The following is a 17492-nucleotide window of genomic DNA, read 5'->3' as shown; positions in this document are numbered from 1 at the left end:
CCATGTGGCACAGGAGGTCCCCGTGTTGATCCACCGTCCGTCCGCCCGTCCGCGCGCAACCGTCCTCGCGGCAGCGGTGATCGCCGCCGCTCTCACCCTGGGCGGCTGCGACGGCGACGGCGGCGACACGAAGCCGGCCTCGGGCAAGGACGCAGGTCCGGGGGTGGTGGCCCCCGGCAGACCGGGCGAGCCCGCCCGGACGCTCACTGCCGAGGAGGCGGCGAAGGAGGCGAGCAGGGACACCGCGAACTCCGCCGACTTCCGCTATGCACAGATGATGATCAAGCACCACTCCCAGGCCCTCGTGATGACCGAACTCGCCCCGGAACGAGCCTCCGCCGCAGCCGTGAAGCGGCTGGCCGAGCGCATATCCGCAGGCCAGAAACCGGAGATCGGCGCCATGGAAGGTTGGCTGAAAAGGAACGGTGGCGAGGACCGCAAACAGCCCCACGACCATGCCGGGATGCCCGGTATGGCCACCGAAGCGCAGCTGAAGGAGTTGCGCGCGGCGAAGGGCAAGGCCTTCGACCAGCTCTTCCTGGAGCTGATGATCACCCACCACCAAGGGGCGATCACCATGGCCACGGAGGCGCTCTCCGAGGGGAATGACGTGTTCGTCGAAGAGATGGCGAGCGATGTCGCCGCCCAGCAGACGGTGGAGATCAACCGGATGCGCACGCTGATGACGTGAGCGACGCGCCGCGGTCCGGAGCGGTCCGGTCCGGTCCGGTCCGGTACGGCTCGGTGCGGTCCGGGTCACCCGGCCGCGGACCTCCCGTGTTCCGGCCGTCGGTGCGATGCTGGAAAGCACCCTCCGGGAAGAGGTGCGCCGTGCTCCGTGTCGCCGTCGTCGGTTCCGGTCCCAGCGGGGTCTACACCGCCCAGGCCCTGCTGAACCGGTCGCTCGTGCCCGAGGTCCGCGTACACGTCCTGGACCGGCTGCCCACCCCGTACGGCCTGGTGCGGTACGGGGTCGCCCCCGACCACGAGAAGATCAAGTCGCTCCAGAACAGCCTACGGGCGGTCCTGGAGGACGAGCGGGTCACCTTCGTCGGCCATGTGCAGATCGGCGGGGCGGACGGCGTCCCCCCGGCCCGTCTGGCGGAGCTGTACCACGCGGTCGTCTACTGCGTCGGGGCCGCCGCCGACCGCCCGCTGGCGGTGCCGGGCGAGGATCTGCCGGGGAGCTGGTCCGCCACCCGGTTCGTCTCCTGGTACAGCGCCCACCCGGACATCGCCCCCGACGGCTTCACGCTGGAAGCCCGCTCGGCCGTGGTGATCGGGGTCGGCAACGTGGCGGTCGACGTGGCCCGGATCCTGGCGCGCGGCGCGGACGAACTGCGCGCCACCGATGTGCCGAGGGCCGCGCTCGGGGCGCTCGCCGGCAGCCGGGTGCGCGAGGTGCACATCGCGGGGAGGCGCGGCCCCTCCCAGGCCCGGTTCACCACCAAGGAGCTGCGGGAGCTGGGGGCGCTGCCCGGGGCGCGGGTCGTCGTCGACCCGGCGGAGCTGGCCATGGACCCGGCGTACGCGGCCCAGGAGGGGCTGCCGCTGCCCGCGGTCGTGCGGCGGAACCTGGACGTGCTGCGCGGCTGGTCGGCGCGGGGTGAGCCCGCGGCGGCCGATGCCGCACGCCGGATCCGGCTGCGGTTCTTCCTGCGGCCGGTGGAGCTGCTGGAGCGCGGCGGGCGGGTGGCGGGGGTGCGGTTCGCGCGTACGGCTCCGGACGGTGCCGGGGGCGTCCAGGACACCGGTGCGTACGAGGACGTCGAGGCCCAGCTCGTGCTGCGGGCCGTCGGCTACCGCGGGGTGGAGCTGCCCGGCCTGCCCTTCGACCCGGTGCGCGGGACGGTGCCGCACGCGGCGGGGCGGGTCCTGCGGGACGGGGTGCCCTCACCCGGGGAATACGTGGCGGGGTGGATCAAGCGGGGGCCGACCGGGGTGATCGGTTCCAACCGGTCCTGCGCCAAGGAGACCGTCGCCTCGCTGATCGAGGACGCGCCGCTGCTCGCCCGCCGGCCGGCCGCGGAGGACCCGCTGGCCGTGCTGCGGGCGTGGGGGCTGCGGCCGGTGGAGTGGGACGGCTGGCTGTCGATCGAGCGCGCGGAGGCGGCCCTGGGGCGTTCGCTGGGGCGGGGGCCGGTGAAGATCCCCGACTGGCAGGGGCTGCTGGCGGCGGCGCGGGGCGAGGAGGGGTGAGTGCCTGGCACCGGGTCGCCCGCGTCACTCCCGGGTCGCCACCACCAGGCGGGCGCGCGGGGAGCCGTCGGGGCGCTGCCCCAGGTCGGTCAGGGCCATCAGCCGCACACTGAATCCGGCGTCGGTCAGGTCGTCGAGCACGTCGGAGAGCCGGAACGTGCGGTAGTACATGATGAACTTCGGGCGCCACAGGGCGTTGCGCACCCGCATCGCCGCGTCGAAGCCGAGGAGCGACCAGTAGGCGCGCGACCCCACGGCGGGCGGGGCGCCGATCGGGAAGACGAAGCGGCCGCCCGGCCGGAGCGACCCGTACACCTCGGCGAAGAGCCCGAAGCGGTCCGCAGGGAGGAAATGGCCGAACGCGCCGATGCTCAGGGCCAGATCGAAGGCCGGGGCGAAGGGGAGCGCGAGGGCGTCGGCCCGTACCCAGTCGACCGCCGGTCCACCGTCCAGCGGCGGGAGCGCCGTGCGGGCCTCGGCGAGCATGCCCGCGCTGAAGTCGACCCCGGCGACCCGCTCCCGGCACACCTGCCGCAGCACGCCCACGCCCGCGCCGGTCCCGCAGCAGACGTCGAGGCCGGTGCCGAAGGGGCCGAGCGGCTCCAGCGCCCGGGTGACGCTGTCGAGGACCCGGTCCGGGGTCCGGTAGGGCGTGTGGTCGAACTTCGGGGCGAGGAGGTCGTAGCCGCGCTCGGTCGACGAGAGCGCCTGGACGGCCAGTTCGCGAAGGGTGGGTCCCTGGTCGGTGAACATCACGGCCAGCCTAGCGAGGCGGAGGGCGGTCCGGAGACCGAAGTGGCTGTTCCTGGCGGCAGGATGGGGGGGCCGGACGGCGGCCGGACCTGCGGGCGGAGGCTTCAGCGGTCGCCGGGCACCCGGCGCCTGAGGGTGATCGCCGTGTTGACGTCGTAACTCTGGTTCCAGGTACGGCCCGCGCCGGACCTCCAGGTGACGTGGGCCGTGGAGCCGTCGGTCCGTACGCCGTCCACGGTCATGGAACGGTCACCGTCCCGTACGTCACCGCGGCGCAGCTCGCCCGCCGGGACCGTGACCGGCCCCTCGTCGGACGCGTTCTCGGTCTCCTCGGCCGCCCGGACCAGCGCGGCCGCCAGCTCCCGGGCCGCGGCCGGGGTGCACGACCAGCGCAGCTCGCCCGCCGGGGGCGTCAGCGTCACGGAGACACGGGGATCGGGTCCGGCCTCCCCCGGGGCCACCGCCACCGGCACGTCGTGACCGTCGGCGTCCATGATCCCGCTGCGCATCGTCTGCTCCTCGTGCCCGGTCGTGCGGTGCCTGCCGCTGTGGTGTGTGCCGCTGTGGTGTGTGCCGCTGTGGTGTGTGCCGCTCCAGCATCTCAGCTGAGCCGCGCATCGCTGACCAGCGGAATTCGGTTGTGCCGGGACTCCGGCCGCCCGTAGCTTCACCCCCTGTGAATCCTTTGCTACGCACCGACCGCCTGTTGCTCACCCCGTACACGCCCGCCGACGAGGAGGAGTTCGTCGCCCTGTTCCAGGACGCCTCGGTCTCCCGGTGGATGGGCGACGGGCCGTCCACGGAGGCCGAGGACCGGGCGCTCTTCGGCCGGATCTTCACCAAGGTCTACGCCGAGAACCGTTTCGAGGTCTGGGCGGTCAAGGTCGGCGGCGAGCTCGTGGGGCACGCCGAGATCAAGCCGACCGAAGCCTCCGGCGGGCACGAGATCATCTACGCGCTCGCCCCCGGAGTCTGGGGCCGTGGCCTCGGTACGGAGCTGGCGCTCGCTCTCGTCGGGCACGGGTTCGACACCCTCGGACTGGCGGAGGTGCACGCGACCGTGGCCGCCGAGAACGCCGCCTCGCTGGCCGTGCTGGGCCGGATCGGCTTCGTCCACGTCAGGGACATCCAGGAGGACGACGGCAGCACCACGCGGCTGCTGACCTGCCCGCGGGTCCCCGCGCCGGCCGCCGCTCAGACCCGGTAGACGTCCAGGCGGCCGCACATCCCGAACCGCCCCCGCTCCACCGGCCTTTGCCCGTGCACCCGTGCCTCCGCCAGATGGTCCCCGGCGCCGCGCCCCAGCGCGTCGAGCTGGGCGGCGGTCGCGGCGGCGGCCACGGCGGCACCCTGCTCCCAGCGGGCGCGCCACTCCCCCACCCGGGGCCGGACGAGCGCGGCGGCGGCGCGGTGGAACGCGGCGAGGGGCTCCGGGTCGCCCGCGTCCGCCGCCTCGCGCAGGGCGAGGAACCCCTCCACCGCGAGGTCGCGCCGGGCGCGGGCCGCGTGCTCCCGCTCGGCCTCCGTACCGTCCGGGGGCAGCGCCACGGCGGCGCCGTAGACGTCCGGGCCGGCGAGGAGGGCGGGCGGAAGCGTGAGGACGGCGTCGCCGGCCTCGGGCAGCCCGCTGTTCTGCATGAGCACGACGACGCGCAGCCCGTCCTCGTTGACCAGCCGGTGGATGGTGCCCGGGGTGAACCAGACGAGCGCCCCGGGCGCCAGGGGCGTCTGCCGGAATCCGGTGGCGGTGAGGGTCTGTACGGAGCCGGTGCCGCCGATCACCACGTACCCCTCGGAGCAGGTGAGGTGCAGGTGCGGGGTGCCGCCGCGCAGGCCGTCGGCGGCGGGCCAGTCGTAGACGGTCAGGTGAGAGACGGCGACGGCGCCGGGCAGTCCGTCGAAGGTCACCACGGGTGCTCCAGGGTCTCGGGGCTCGCCAGGGGACTGCAAGCGCTTTCTACGCTGCGCCAACGCTAGGTCCGCCGCCGGACGGCGGTCAAGGGAGCCGTCGCCGCGAGGTACGTACGAGGGCCGGCCACCGGGCGCGCCGGGAGCGTCCACGGGCCACTGTCAGTGGTCGGGTGCAGACTGGCTCACATCCGGTACAACGACGTGATCGGGAGGTCTCCACCATGACCGACGTATTCCTCACCGTGGGCACCCGCAAAGGTCTCTTCATCGGCCGCAGGCGCGAGGGGAACTGGAAGATCGAGGGGCCGCACTTCAACGCGCAGGCGATCTATTCGGTGGCCATCGACACCCGTGGGACCACGCCCCGGCTGCTGGCGGGTGGTGACAGCGCGCACTGGGGGCCGTCCGTCTTCCACTCCGACGACCTGGGCGAGAGCTGGGTCGAGCCGCAGCGTCCGGCGGTGAAGTTCCCCGAGTTCACCGGGGCGTCGCTGGAGCGGGTCTGGCAGTTGCAGCCGGCCGGCCCCGAGGCCCCGGACGTGGTCTACGCGGGCACCGAGCCGGCCGCCCTGTTCCGCTCCGAGGACCGGGGCGAGTCCTTCGAGCTGGTCCGCCCGCTCTGGGAGCACCCGACGCGCTCCAAGTGGGAGCCGGGCGGCGGCGGGGAGGGGCTGCACACCATCCTCACCGACCGCCGGGACCCGCGTGCGGTGACGGTCGCGGTCTCGACGGCGGGCGTGTTCCGGACGAAGGACGGCGGAGAGAGCTGGGAGCCGGCGAACAAGGGCGTCTCGGCGGTCTTCCTGCCGGATCCGGACCCGGAGTTCGGCCAGTGCGTCCACAAGGTCACCCGGGACGCGGCCGATCCGGACCGGCTCTACCTCCAGAACCACTGGGGTGTCTTCCGCAGCGACGACGCGGGCGACAGCTGGAGCGACATCGGCGCGGGCCTGCCCTCCGACTTCGGGTTCGCCGCCGTGGCGCACCCGCACCGCGGCGACACGGCGTACGTCTTCCCGATCAACGCCGACGCCGACCGGGTCCCGGCGGAGCACCGCTGCCGGGTCTTCCGGACGACCGACGCGGGGCGCACCTGGGAGCCGCTGACGGTGGGGCTGCCGGGCGGGGAGCACTACGGCACGGTGCTGCGCGACGCGCTCTGCACGGACGACGCGGATCCCGCCGGGATCTACTTCGGCAACCGCAACGGCGAGTTGTACGCGAGCGCGGACGACGGCGACAGCTGGCAGCAGCTCGCCTCGCATCTGCCGGACGTGCTCTGCGTCCGGGCGGTGGCTCTCGGCTGAGCGGCGGGGCGGGGGGCCTCCGCCTGACGGCAGTTGATCGGAGTGGTCGTATCACCAGTAGAGTGCGGCGCGTGGCAGCACGACCGTTGAAAGAGATCATCGAGCCGGGGTGGGCCGACGCCCTCGAACCCGTCGCCGAACGCATCGCCGCTATGGGCGACTTCCTCCGCGCGGAGATCGCCGCGGGCCGTACGTATCTGCCCTCCGGGGCCAACGTACTGCGGGCGTTCCAGCAGCCGTTCGAGGAGGTGCGGGTCCTCGTCGTCGGCCAGGATCCGTATCCGACGCCGGGGCACGCGATCGGGCTGAGCTTCGCCGTGGCGCCCGATGTCCGGCCGCTGCCGGGCAGCCTGGAGAACATCTTCCGGGAGCTGCACGCGGACCTCGGCCTGCCGCGACCGTCCAACGGCGACCTCACGCCGTGGACCCGGCAGGGGGTGCTGCTGCTGAACAGGGCGCTGACCACCGCGCCCCGGCGGCCCGCCGCGCACCGGGGCAAGGGCTGGGAAGAGGTGACCGAGCAGGCGATCAAGGCGCTGGTGGCCCGGGGCACGCCGCTGGTGTCGGTCCTGTGGGGGCGGGACGCCCGTAACCTCCGCCCGCAGCTGGGCGACTTCCCCGCGATCGAGTCCTCGCACCCCTCGCCCATGTCGGCCGACCGCGGGTTCTTCGGCTCGCGGCCGTTCAGCCGGGTCAACGAACTGCTGGAGCGCCAGGGGGCGCAGCCGGTCGACTGGCGTCTGCCGTGACCGACGCCCCGTCCCCCGCACCCACCCCGGAGGCGTATGTCCTCGGGGTCGACTCCGGCGGGTCGGGGCTGCGGGTGGCGCTCGGCCGGGTGGACACGGACGGGCCGCTGTTCACGGCTGTCTGCGCCGAGCCGGTGCGGACGGGGGCCGGGGGGATCGACGCGGCCCATCTGCTGGAACAACTGCTGCCCGCGGCGGCGGAGTTGCTGGGGCGGGCCAGTGCCGGCGGCACGGCCGACTCCTCCGGGCAGGTCTCCCCCGGGCAGGTCGCCGCGTTCGCGATCGGGGCCGCCGGAATGGCCACGCTCGGCGGGCGGTTGCGGGCGGAGCTGCCCGGTGCGCTCGCGGAAGCGCTGGGCGTACGTCGGATGGCGCTGGCAGCCGACGCGGTGACGGCCTACGCGGGCGCGGTGGGACAGCGCCCCGGGGCGGTCGTCGCGGGCGGCACGGGCATGATCGCCCTCGGCACGGACCTCACGGGGTGGCACCGGGCCGACGGCTGGGGTCATCTTCTGGGTGACAGCGGCGGCGGTGCGTGGATCGGCCGGGCGGGACTCGACGCGGCGATGCGCGCCCACGACGGGCGGCGCGGCGGCTCCCCGGCTCTGCTGGCCCGGCTGCACGCCGTGTTCGGACCCGCCGAGGCTCTGCCGGGGCTGCTCTACCCGCGCTCCGACCGCCCGGCCGTGCTCGCCTCGTTCGCCCCCGAGGTGGCGGCGTGCGCCGGAGCGGACGAGGTCGCGGCGGGCATTCTGCGGGAGGCGGCCGCGCATATCGCCGAAGCGGCGGCGGCCGTCTGTCCGACGGCCGACCCCGAGGCCGACGGCGCCTGCGAAGTGGCCCTGACGGGCGGGCTGTTCCGGATGGGCGAGCCTCTGCTCGGACCGGTGCGCGAGGAGCTGGCGCGGCTGGTTCCGCAGGCCCGCGTGACCACCGGGACGGGCGATCCGCTGACCGGCGCACTCCGGATCGCGCGCGCTCTGGCCCTGGACGATCTGCGGCTGCCGCACCACCCGACGATGCTGTTCGTCCCGGCCGGGGACGGACCCTCAGGACCTTCCGGAGGCGTGGAGGCGGAGGTACGGAACGGGGATCCGAAAAGCGACGACGTACCGGCGGACGGGCCGGTGAGCGGGGCGGTGGACAGCCCGACAGACACGGACACTTCACCGGTACGCCACTCATCGGACATAAGCGGATAGTTAACGCTCGACCGGACCCTCCCCGAACAGAGGAGCATCCAAAACCAGTAGCATGCGGCGCCATGAGCACCCCCACTGGGCCCGCTTCCGGCCTGCCTGTACGAATGCCGCGACCTCGCCAGTCCGGACGGCACCGCCGCCCGGAGCCCGTGGTCGCACCTGAGGGCGCTGCCGCGCTCGTTCTCGCCGTTCCCGGTACCCCCTCCTCGGCCACGCGCAGTCTGGCCGAAGAGGTGATCAGCATCGCCCGTTCCGAGCTGCCCGGCCTCAACGCCCGGATCGGCTATCTCGACGGTGACGATGCCGAGTACCCGACTCTGGCCACCGTTCTCGCCCACTCCGCCGCCGAGCGCGTCCAGCGCTACGAGCAGGCCGTCGCCGTCGGCCGCGAGGCCACCGAGCCCGCCGGTCCGTCCGCCGTCGTGGTCCCGCTGCTCGCGGGTCCCGACAGCGCGCTGATCCGGCGGATACGGCAGGCCGTGATGGACAGCGGTACGCAGGTGGAGCTGACCGACGTGCTCGGTCCGCATCCGCTGCTCGCCGAGGCCCTGCACGTCCGGCTCTCGGAGGCCGGGCTGGCGCGGGCCGACCGCGCCAGGCTGTTCACGGTCGCCACCGCCGCCGACGGCATCGTGCTGGCCACGGTGGGCGGCGAGGAGGCCGTGCAGGCCGCCGGGATCACCGGCATGCTGCTGGCCGCCCGGCTCGCCGTGCCGGTGATGGCCGCCGCGCTGGACGTGGAGGGGTCGGTCGCCTCGATCGCGCAGCAGCTCCAGGGCTCCGGCTCGGCGCAGCTCGCGCTGGCGCCGTACCTGGTGGGCCCGGAGGTCGACCCCGGCCTGCTGGACGCCGCCGCCAAGGAGGCCGGCTGCGCGACCGCCGAGCCGCTGGGTGCCTACCCGGCGATCGGCAAGCTCGTGCTGTCGCTGTACGCCACGGCGCTGGGCATCACGCCCGCGACCCCGCAGGGCGCCCAGGCGCACTGACCCGGGTCGACGGAAGCGGCACGGACGCACGGAAAGCCGCGGCCCGGACCGGAGGACCCCTGAAGGTCCGACCGGTCCGGGCCGCGGCTTTCCGGCTTTCCGGCTGTCTGTACGCCGCCGGGTCAGCCGAGGACGACGCAGGAGACCGCCGGGACCTCGACGGAGCCCGCGTGCTGCGGGACGCCCGTCTCCGCGTCCACGGCGAACCAGCTGACGTTCCCGGAGCGCTCGTTCGCGGCGTACAGCCACTGACCGCTCGGGTCGAGGGTGAGGTCGCGGGGCCAGTGGCCGCCGCAGCCGACGGTGGCCACCAGGGCGGCCTTCTCGCCGGTCTCGTCGAGGGTCAGGACCGAGATGCTGTCGTGGCCCCGGTTGGCGGTCCACAGGAAGCGCCCGTCGTGCGCGACGACCACCTCGGACGGGTAGGCCCGTACGGAGCCGTCGGGGTCGCCCGCGGGCTCGGAGTCGGGCAGTACCGGAACCTCCCCCAGTGGCTCCAGACGGCCCGCCTCGGCGTCCCAGCGGCAGACGGTGAGGGTCGTCACCAGCTCGTTCAGGACGTAGGCGTAGCGGCCCGAGGGGTGGAAGGCCAGGTGGCGCGGTCCGGTGCCCGGGCGCAGCGACGTCTCGCCGTGCGGCTCCAGGGCGCCGGTGGCGGGGTCCAGGGCGCCGACCCGTACGGAGTCGGTGCCGAGGTCCACGCCGACCACCCAGCGGCCGGAGGGGTCGGGCAGCACCTGGTGGGCGTGCGGGCCCTCCTGGCGTTCGCTGTCGGGGCCGCTGCCCTCGTGCCGGACGACCGAGGAGACCTCGCCGAGCGTTCCGTCGGCGAGCACGGGCAGGGCGGTGACGCTGCCGGATCCGTAGTTGGCGGTGACCAGGTGGCCCGCGGCGAGCGCGAGGTGGGTGGGGCCGTCGGCGTCGACCGGCCGTACAGGGCCCAGGAGGGCCGGTACGTCGCCGCTGACGTCGAAGGCGGCCGCCGAGCCCGGGGCGCTCTCGCCGACGGCGTACAGGACCTCTCCGCCCGGTCCGAGCGCGAGGAACGAGGGGTCGGGCAGGGCGTCCGAGGACCCGAGCACGGTCAGTGCTCCGGTGTTCCGGTCCACCTCCGCGACGGTGACGCCGAGGCCGCCCGCCGAGGTGAACGACCCCATGAATGCCCGCCCGGTGCTGCTGCCGCCCATCGCACTACCCCACTTCACCGTCGCCGTGATCTTCCGGCCGACGGTAGCAGGCACACCGCCTCAGGTCTGGACCAATCCGGAGGGCGACGGGAAAGGGGTGGGCTCAGGCGGCGATCGGGGCCCGGGGCGGGCTGTGCAGCGGAGTGGCGAGGTCGGCCAGTGCCCGCTCCAGGCCGTGCAGATGGGCCAGGGCGGGGTGATCCACGGCGGCGCCGGACTGCACGCCCGCGCGCACGGCTCCCCGCTCCTCCCGGCTCTCCTGGCGCAGCAGCTCCTCCACCGCCTCCTCCACCCGGGAGCAGGCGGCCGAGAGCCGGGCGTCGTGCGAGGCGGCCGGGTCCGCGGCGATGGAGGCCAGGCCGCGCACCTCCCGTACGCAGTCGTCCAGCAGGGCGAGCACCTGCCGCGCCCGCGTCTTACGGGCCTTCAGCGGGCTCAGGGGGTGCACCAGCGGCGCGAGCGAGAGCCGGACCCGGCCGAGCAGCACCTCCAGCTCGGCGACCCGGGGACCGGGGTCGGCGCTCAGGGAGCCGGCGAGACGCTCGGCGGCCTCGGCCGCGCAGGCGTGGACGCACCGCAGGGCCTTGCGGATCCACGCGTCGGTGATGGCGTGGGTCGTGACGGGCAGGACCACCAGCACGGCGAGCACCGCACCGAGCGCGCCGACGGCCGTCTCCGCGACCCGCAGCCAGAGCAGGGAGGCGTCCAGGACGCCCAGGACCCCGTAGAGCACGCCGACCATGACGGTCACGAAGAACATCATCCAGCTGTACGAGACCGCCGCCGTGTAGAAGATCCCGAAGACGCAGACCGCGACGATGGCGGCGGTCGGCGCCCCGGCGCCCTCCAGCGGGATGGCGACGAAGAAGCCGGCGGCGATACCGATCACGGTCCCCAGGACCCGGCGGAAGCCGCGTACGAGGGTCTCGCCGCGCGAGGTGGTGTTGACGAAGACCCACCAGGTGGCGCCGACCGCCCAGTACCAGCGCTGGTCGGAGAGCACCTGCCCGAGGCCCAGCGCGAAGGCGCCGCCCAGGGTGGCCTGGACCGCCTGCCGGGTGGTGATGCGGGCCAGTCCGCGGCCCTCCGGAGGGGCGGGCACGGCCACGGCGGGCAGCCGTCGCTCGTAGCACCAGAAGCCGAAGCGGACGGTGGAGGAGACGGCGAGGGACAGCAGGACGGCGGCGTACAGCTCGGGCAGCTGCCCCGGCACCGTGTGCAGGAACTGGGCGGCGAAGAAGGTCATGAAGGCGAAGACGCCCAGCGCGTGGCCGCGCGGCCCCCAGCGCCGGGCGTAGACGCCCGCTCCCATGACGGCGAGGAAGACCAGGTCGCGGGCGACGGGCTGGGCGTGCAGCACGGCGGCGACGGCGAGGACCGGGAGCCCGGCGACGGGAAGCAGCGCGGTCGTGACGGCCTGCTGCCGCACCGTGGCGTCCGTGACCGTGAAGAGGGCCAGCAGCGCCGCGAGACCGCCGGTGATGGCGGCGACGAGCGAGTGCCCGACGAGCCCGCACAGCGCGACCGCGACCCCGATCCCGATGACGGCCCGGCTCGCGAACCGCAGCCGCACCCTCCCCGGGTCCGGTGCCACGAACACCCTCTTCAGCACACTGCTCCCCTTCCGCGTCTCCCGTGGGCCCCGCGCGCTCGGCATGAAAAAGGCGCCACGGAAGTCCGCGGCGCCATCGACAGGACCATCAGAGCATCCTGGAGGCCTACGGATCAAACGAGAGCGAATCTCCTGGACCAATGGCATAGTTCTTCACGGGATCTGTGGGCCAGGAGGAGGCCAACGGACCACCGCACCAGAAGGAGGCCGGCGGATCATGGCCGTGGACGCTCTCGACACCCGGATCCTGCGCCTGCTGATCGAGCAGCCGCGTACCAGCGTGCGGGAGTACGCGCGCATCCTCGGGGTGGCCCGTGGCACCCTCCAGGCCCGGCTGGACCGGCTGGAGCGGGACGGGGTCATCACCGGTACCGGGCCGGCCCTCTCCCCCGCCGCCCTCGGCCACCCCGTCCTCGCCTTCGTCCACCTGGAGGTCACCCAGGGGCACCTGGTCGAGGTGGGTGACGCGCTGGCGGCCGTTCCCGAGATCATCGAGGCGTTCTCGACCACGGGAGGCGGGGATCTGCTGACCCGGGTCGTGGCCCGGGACAACGGGCATCTGGAGGACGTGATCCAGCGGCTGATCCAGCTGCCGGGCGTGGTCAGGACCCGGACGGACGTGGCGCTGCGCGAGCGGGTGGCGCACCGGGTGCTGCCGCTGGTCGAGTCCGTGGGGCGGGTGGCGGCCGGCCAGACCGGCTGAGGCGGCCCGGGCGCCCGCGCCCGCGGCGGGTCCGTTGCGGCAGGCTGAAGGCCGGGTTCGTTGCGGCATGCTGGAGGCCATGATTCCGCGACCCGGCCTCCATGTGATCTTCGACCTCGACGGCACGCTGGTGGACAGCGAACCGAACTACTACGAGGCGGGGCGCCGGCTCCTCGCCCGGTACGGGGTGAGCGACTTCAGCTGGGAGGACCACACCCGTTTCATCGGGATCGGCACCCGGGAGACCCTGACCGCCCTGCGGGCCGAGTACGGGATCGACGCCCCGGTCGACGAGCTGCTCGCCGGGAAGAACGCGCTCTACCTGGAGCTGGCGGGGGCGTCCACCGAGGTGTTCGGGCAGATGCGGGCCTTCGTGGAGCTCCTGCACGCCGCCGGGGTGCCGATGGCGGTGGCCTCCGGTTCCTCCAGGGCCGCGATCGGGGCGGTGCTCGCGGTCACGGGGCTGGAGGCGTACATCCCGCTGTACGTCTCCGCCGAGGAGGTCGCGCACGGGAAGCCGGAGCCCGACGTGTTCCTGGAGACGGCCCGGCGGATGGGGGCGGAACCGGCCGACTGTGTGGTGTTGGAGGACGCGCCGCCGGGGGCCGCGGCCGCGCACGCGGCGGGGATGCGGTGCATCGCCGTCCCGTATGTGCCCGCGACCGCCTCCGACCCGGCGTTCAAGGCCGCCGATCTGCTGTTCGCGGGCGGGCAGTCGGCTTTCAGGGCGGAGGCCGCGTACGGCTGGCTGCGGGGCGAGGCCCGGCCGGGCGGCCGCTCCTGAACGTGCCGGGCCGTCAGCCGCGCCTCGGCGGAGGGCCGTCGGGACACCGGCGGCTCCGCGGACCGATATCCTGATCATGTCGTTCACTCCGCCGTGCAGGGTCCCTCAGGGGGCAGGCAGCCGCGCGGTGGACCGGCAGTCGGAGCGGGCCACGATTCGAGTTAGGTGAACAGGTGCTGGTAGCTGGTCGGTACCGGTTGATATCCCCCATCGGCCGTGGCGGTATGGGCGAGGTGTGGCGCGCCGCGGACGAGGTGCTGGGCCGTGCCGTGGCCGTGAAGCTGCTGCTGGGGGACCAGGCGGACGCCTCGTCGACCGCCCGGTTCCGGCTGGAGGCCCAGACCGCCGCCCGGCTGAGCCACCCGCACCTGGTGGCCGTATTCGACTTCGGGGCCTGGGAGGACCGCTTCTTCCTGGTGATGGAGCTGGTCGAGGGGCAGAGCCTCGGTGATCTGCTCGCCGCCCAGGAGCGCGTCCATCCCGAGCAGGTCGCGCGGATCGCCGGGGAGGCGGCCGCCGGTCTCGCCGCCGCGCACCGCCAGGGCATCGTCCACCGGGACATCAAGCCGGGCAACCTGATGCTGGACGCGGACGGTTCGGTGAAGATCGGCGACTTCGGCATCGCCCAGTTCGTCGACGACCCCTCGACAGCGCTGACGACGGCCGGCCACATCGTGGGCACCAGCCTGTATCTGGCGCCCGAGCGGGCTCTGGGACGTACGGCGGACTCCGCGTCCGACATGTACTCGCTGGGTTGCGTCGTCTACCAACTGCTGCTCGGGCAGCCGCCGTTCAAGTCCGACACCGCGACCGCCACGCTGTACCAGCATGTCGACACCCCGCCGGTCCCGCTGCGGCAGCGCGGTGTGGACATCTCGGCCGCGTTCGACTCGTACCTCCTGGGCCTGCTGGCCAAGAAGCCCGAGGAGCGGCCCACGGCGCAGCAGGTCTCCGACTGGTTCCGTACCGACGCCTGGCGCGGCCGTCCGGAGCCGCTCCCGATGCCGAAGCCCGCGTCGCGCCGGGCCGCCCCCTCCCCCGCCCCTTCGCCGTCGGCCCCGGCCGCCCCCGCGGGCCCTGCGACGTACCGGCTGCCGCAGCCCACGGGGCGAAGACGCTCCACCACGTCCCGGTCGGCCCCGGCCCGCCGCCGCAGTACGCGGGAGGCGATTCGCCGGCGTCCGAGGGTGGCGAGCGCCATCGCGGGGACGGCGACGTTCCTGGCGGCCGTCTATCTGGGGATGATCCTGTTCTCGCCGGACTCCAGCTCGGCCGACACCCCGGCCCCCGGACCCTCCTCCGGCCCGGCCTCGCAGGAGGTCCAGGACGGCGGGGAGCAGCCGGGAGAACAGGGGCAGCAGCAGGGGCAGGGGCAGCAGCAGCAGCAGAATCAGGAAGAGGACGACGAGCAGGACGACTGAGTCCCGCTCGCCTGACCACCGGTCACCAGCGGCCGTGGACCTCCGCGCGGATGGAGCGGTCGTACAGCTCCCGTACGGCGTCCAGCGTGGACCGGGGCAGCGGCGGCAGGGCGGCGGCGGCCGCGTTGGCGCGGGCCTGTTCCACCGAGCGTGCGCCGGGGATCACGCTGGTCACGCCCGGCTGCTGGATGATCCAGCGCAGCGCGGTCTGCGCGGGGGTGGCGCCCTCGGGAGCCAGTTCGGCGAACTCGGCGGCGGCCTCGATCCCGGTCGTGTAGTCGATGCCGGAGAACGTCTCGCCCTGGTCGAACGCCTCGCCGTGCCGGTTGTACGTACGGTGGTCGTCGGGGCCGAAGACCGTGTCCTTGGTGTACTTGCCGGAGAGCAGCCCGGAGGCGAGCGGGACGCGCGCGATGATGCCGACGCCCGCCGCTGCCGCCGCCGGAAGGACCTCGTCCAGGGGCTTGAGGCGGAACGGGTTGAGGATGATCTGCACGCTCGCGACGCCGGGGCGGGCGATGGCGGTCAGCGCCTCGGCACAGGTCTCGACGCTCACCGCGTAGGCCGCGATCCGCTGCTCGTCGACCAGGGTGTCCAGGGCGTCGTAGACGGCGTCGGAGGAGTAGACGGCGGTGGGCGGGCAGTGCAGCTGTACGAGGTCGAGGGTGTCGGTGCCGAGGTTGGCGCGGGAACGGTCGTTCCAGGTAAGGAAGTTGTCCAGGACGTAGTTCTCCGGGAGCTGGTCCGCGCGGCGGCCCATCTTGGTGGCGACGAAGATGTCCGCGTCGGGGCGGTTCTTCAGGTAGCGGCCGATGAGCTGTTCGCTGCGGCCGTCCCCGTACACGTCCGCGGTGTCGAAGAGGGTGACGCCGGAGTCGACGGCCGCGTCGAGGACGTCGAAGGCGTCGCTCTCCTCGACCTCTCCCCAGTCGCCCCCGAGCTGCCAGGTGCCCTGTCCGACGACCGATACGTCACGGCCGGTCCTGCCGAGTGTGCGCTGTTCCATGAGGATCATGCTATTCCGCTTCTCACGTCGTGGAGGTGGAAGGGGTGGGCGGCGGCAGGAGCACCTCTGCCGCCGTCCACCGTCTGTGAGCCGCCCTCGGAAGGGGCGGGCCAGGGTCAGCCCCGGTACTGCGCGAGGACCCTGGTGAAGTCCCACGGCTGCTGGCCGACACCGGAGCAGGTGTCGGCGCCGCCGCCGGTGCAGGGGCGGTCGCGGTTGACGGACCAGAAGGTCAGCCGGGTTAGGTGCCGCTGCTGCGCGTAGGCGAGGATCGTGCGGAAGTCGGCGACGGTGATGGTCTCGCCGACGTCGGTGGTGCCGTTCATCGAGGAGATGCCGGTGTGCCGGTAGGCCTGGTCGTCGCTGTAGCCGTAAGCGTTCTTGACGGCCGTCTTGAGGCCTTCGGCGGCGCGGACGCTGAGCGTGCCCATGTTCTGGCCGTTGCCGCCGAAGTTGAACGGCATGATCGTCCAGCTGTCGATGGTGAGTCCGGCCTGGGCGGCCCGGTTGATGAGGCTGCTGTCGGGGCCGTTCTGGCCGGTGCCGAAGGTGATGTAGAGCTTGATGCCCGGGTTGTTGGCGCGGATCGTCCGCAGGGCATCGACCGTGCGCTGCTGGACGGTCGGGGAGTCGTAGGCGGCCGCCTCGATGTCGATGTCGATGGCCTTGAGCCCGTACGCGTTGATCACCTTCTGGTAGGCGGCGGCGAGTTCGCCGGCGCTGCCGCAGGAGCTCTCCAGCTTGTTGCCGCTCCAGCCGCCGAACGACGGGATCACGTCACCGCCGGCGGCCCGCACGGTGTTGATCGTCTGCTGGTCGACGCCGCCGGTGAGCGGGCGGCCGCCGTCCCACTGGGGGTTGCAGTAGCCGTTGCTGAGGACGAAGGCGAGGGTGAACCACTTGACGCCGGTCGCGTTCATCACGGTCGTCGGGGAGGGCGGGCTGCCCCAGCCGTTGTAGAGGTAGGGCGCGACGGCCATCGGGGGGCCGCCCGGGTCAGGGTCGGAGCCGCCCGCGGGGGCGGTCCACTTCTGGTTGGCGGCGCCGGTGCAGGTCCACAGCTGGAGGCGGGTGCCGTTGGCGGAGCTGTTGCCGGTGGCGTCGAGGCACTTGTCGGCGGCGACGGAGACGATGTCGCGGGCGGCGGAGATGCCCCATCGCTGGGCGGCGGTGCCGTTGCAGTCCCAGAGCTGGACGGGGGTGCCGTTGGCGGTGGCCCCGTCCTTGGCGTCGAGGCACTTGCCGAGGGCGCGGACGGTGCCGTCGGAGCGGACGTCCCACTGCTGAGCGCCCGTGCCGTTGCAGTCGTAGAGCTGGACGGCGGTGCCGTTGGCCGAGGAGGCGCCGGCCACGTCGACGCACTTGCCGCCGATGCCGGTGATCTGCCCGACCGCGGCGATCTCGACGGCGTTCGCGGGTGCGCCCGGGCTCAGGAACGCGGCCATGGCGATGAGCGACAGGCCCGGCAGGGCGAGCCGGCGGAGCCTGTGGAGCCTGCGGAGCCTGCGGAGCCGCCCGAGGATTCCGGGTCTCGGGGGCGGGGTGTCGGTCATGGGGTCTCCGTCCGTCGGGGGTCGAGCGGGGGGGGTGGGGGCCGGTGCCTGTGCGTGGAGGACCCCGCGCACAGGCACCGGGGCTGCTGATTCACCTGGTTCACCGCAACGTTCACCGC

General features: G+C 73.6%; 17 protein-coding genes. 10 read left to right on the top strand and 7 right to left on the bottom strand.

Features of this window, described 5'->3' with window-relative positions; genetic code table 11:
• Positions 1-4 precede the first annotated feature (4 nt).
• Both IF17_RS0126620 and IF17_RS0126615 read left to right on the top strand, forming a co-directional pair.
• Positions 5-691 (top strand): DUF305 domain-containing protein, encoded by a 687-nt coding sequence (locus IF17_RS0126620; RefSeq protein ID WP_030570817.1) that lies wholly within the window; start codon positions 5-7, stop codon positions 689-691.
• Positions 692-831: 140 nt separating this feature from the next.
• Positions 832-2199: an FAD-dependent oxidoreductase gene (locus IF17_RS0126615; RefSeq protein ID WP_030570815.1), complete on the top strand. Its 1368-nt coding sequence runs from the start codon at positions 832-834 to the stop codon at positions 2197-2199.
• A gap of 24 nt (positions 2200-2223) precedes the next feature.
• Here IF17_RS0126615 and IF17_RS0126610 read toward each other — a convergent pair whose 3' ends face one another.
• Positions 2224-2952, bottom strand: a complete 729-nt coding sequence (locus IF17_RS0126610; RefSeq protein WP_030570813.1) for a class I SAM-dependent methyltransferase — start codon at positions 2950-2952, stop codon at positions 2224-2226.
• Between the two features lie 104 nt (positions 2953-3056).
• Positions 3057-3461, bottom strand: coding sequence for a hypothetical protein (locus IF17_RS0126605; RefSeq protein WP_030570810.1), 405 nt, complete (start codon positions 3459-3461; stop codon positions 3057-3059).
• A gap of 167 nt (positions 3462-3628) precedes the next feature.
• On the opposite strand from IF17_RS0126605, the gene IF17_RS0126600 reads away from it, so the two are divergent.
• Positions 3629-4159: a GNAT family N-acetyltransferase gene (locus IF17_RS0126600; protein ID WP_032772620.1), complete on the top strand. Its 531-nt coding sequence runs from the start codon at positions 3629-3631 to the stop codon at positions 4157-4159.
• Here the strand turns inward: IF17_RS0126600 and IF17_RS0126595 are convergent.
• Complete coding sequence (locus tag IF17_RS0126595) at positions 4147-4863, bottom strand: cupin domain-containing protein (RefSeq protein ID WP_030570804.1); 717 nt, start codon at positions 4861-4863, stop codon at positions 4147-4149. The genes IF17_RS0126600 and IF17_RS0126595 overlap by 13 nt on opposite strands.
• Positions 4864-5084: 221 nt before the next feature.
• Between IF17_RS0126595 and IF17_RS0126585 the strand changes: the two genes are divergently transcribed.
• The 4 genes from IF17_RS0126585 (at position 5085) to IF17_RS0126570 (ending at position 9107) form a co-directional block, all read left to right on the top strand.
• A complete protein-coding gene (locus IF17_RS0126585; RefSeq protein WP_030570801.1) occupies positions 5085-6170 on the top strand; it encodes a WD40/YVTN/BNR-like repeat-containing protein in 1086 nt (361 codons plus the stop codon).
• A gap of 71 nt (positions 6171-6241) precedes the next feature.
• A complete protein-coding gene (locus IF17_RS0126580) occupies positions 6242-6919 on the top strand; it encodes a uracil-DNA glycosylase (RefSeq protein ID WP_030570798.1) in 678 nt (225 codons plus the stop codon).
• Positions 6916-8121: an N-acetylglucosamine kinase gene (locus tag IF17_RS0126575; RefSeq protein WP_030570795.1), complete on the top strand. Its 1206-nt coding sequence runs from the start codon at positions 6916-6918 to the stop codon at positions 8119-8121. The genes IF17_RS0126580 and IF17_RS0126575 overlap by 4 nt, the downstream gene beginning before the upstream one ends.
• Before the next feature lie 62 nt (positions 8122-8183).
• The gene (locus IF17_RS0126570; RefSeq protein WP_078616041.1) at positions 8184-9107 is read left to right on the top strand and encodes a sirohydrochlorin chelatase; all 924 of its coding nucleotides are present in this window, start codon (positions 8184-8186) and stop codon (positions 9105-9107) included.
• A gap of 122 nt (positions 9108-9229) precedes the next feature.
• Here IF17_RS0126570 and IF17_RS0126565 read toward each other — a convergent pair whose 3' ends face one another.
• Both IF17_RS0126565 and IF17_RS0126560 read right to left on the bottom strand, forming a co-directional pair.
• On the bottom strand, positions 9230-10294 hold the full coding sequence (locus IF17_RS0126565) for a lactonase family protein (protein WP_030570789.1): 1065 nt from the start codon (positions 10292-10294) through the stop codon (positions 9230-9232).
• A gap of 103 nt (positions 10295-10397) precedes the next feature.
• On the bottom strand, positions 10398-11906 hold the full coding sequence (locus IF17_RS0126560) for an FUSC family protein (RefSeq protein ID WP_030570786.1): 1509 nt from the start codon (positions 11904-11906) through the stop codon (positions 10398-10400).
• A gap of 217 nt (positions 11907-12123) precedes the next feature.
• Between IF17_RS0126560 and IF17_RS0126555 the strand changes: the two genes are divergently transcribed.
• The 3 genes from IF17_RS0126555 to IF17_RS0126545 all read left to right on the top strand — a co-directional run bounded on the left by IF17_RS0126555 (position 12124) and on the right by IF17_RS0126545 (position 14814).
• Positions 12124-12609, top strand: coding sequence for an Lrp/AsnC family transcriptional regulator (locus tag IF17_RS0126555; RefSeq protein WP_030570782.1), 486 nt, complete (start codon positions 12124-12126; stop codon positions 12607-12609).
• Between the two features lie 67 nt (positions 12610-12676).
• Positions 12677-13393 (top strand): HAD family hydrolase, encoded by a 717-nt coding sequence (locus IF17_RS0126550; RefSeq protein WP_030570779.1) that lies wholly within the window; start codon positions 12677-12679, stop codon positions 13391-13393.
• Positions 13394-13566: 173 nt separating this feature from the next.
• The gene (locus IF17_RS0126545) at positions 13567-14814 is read left to right on the top strand and encodes a serine/threonine-protein kinase (protein WP_078616039.1); all 1248 of its coding nucleotides are present in this window, start codon (positions 13567-13569) and stop codon (positions 14812-14814) included.
• A gap of 22 nt (positions 14815-14836) precedes the next feature.
• Here IF17_RS0126545 and IF17_RS0126540 read toward each other — a convergent pair whose 3' ends face one another.
• The gene (locus IF17_RS0126540) at positions 14837-15829 is read right to left on the bottom strand and encodes an aldo/keto reductase (protein ID WP_030570772.1); all 993 of its coding nucleotides are present in this window, start codon (positions 15827-15829) and stop codon (positions 14837-14839) included.
• A gap of 107 nt (positions 15830-15936) precedes the next feature.
• Positions 15937-17373: a chitinase gene (locus IF17_RS0126535; protein WP_030570769.1), complete on the bottom strand. Its 1437-nt coding sequence runs from the start codon at positions 17371-17373 to the stop codon at positions 15937-15939.
• Between the last annotated feature and the right edge of the window lie 119 nt (positions 17374-17492).

The sequence above is a fragment of the Streptomyces cyaneofuscatus genome (genome assembly GCF_000718135.1).
GTDB classification, from domain to species: Bacteria; Actinomycetota; Actinomycetes; order Streptomycetales; family Streptomycetaceae; genus Streptomyces; species Streptomyces cyaneofuscatus.
Note: the sequence above shows the minus strand (reverse complement) of the source record. Positions and strands in the feature narration are given on the sequence as shown.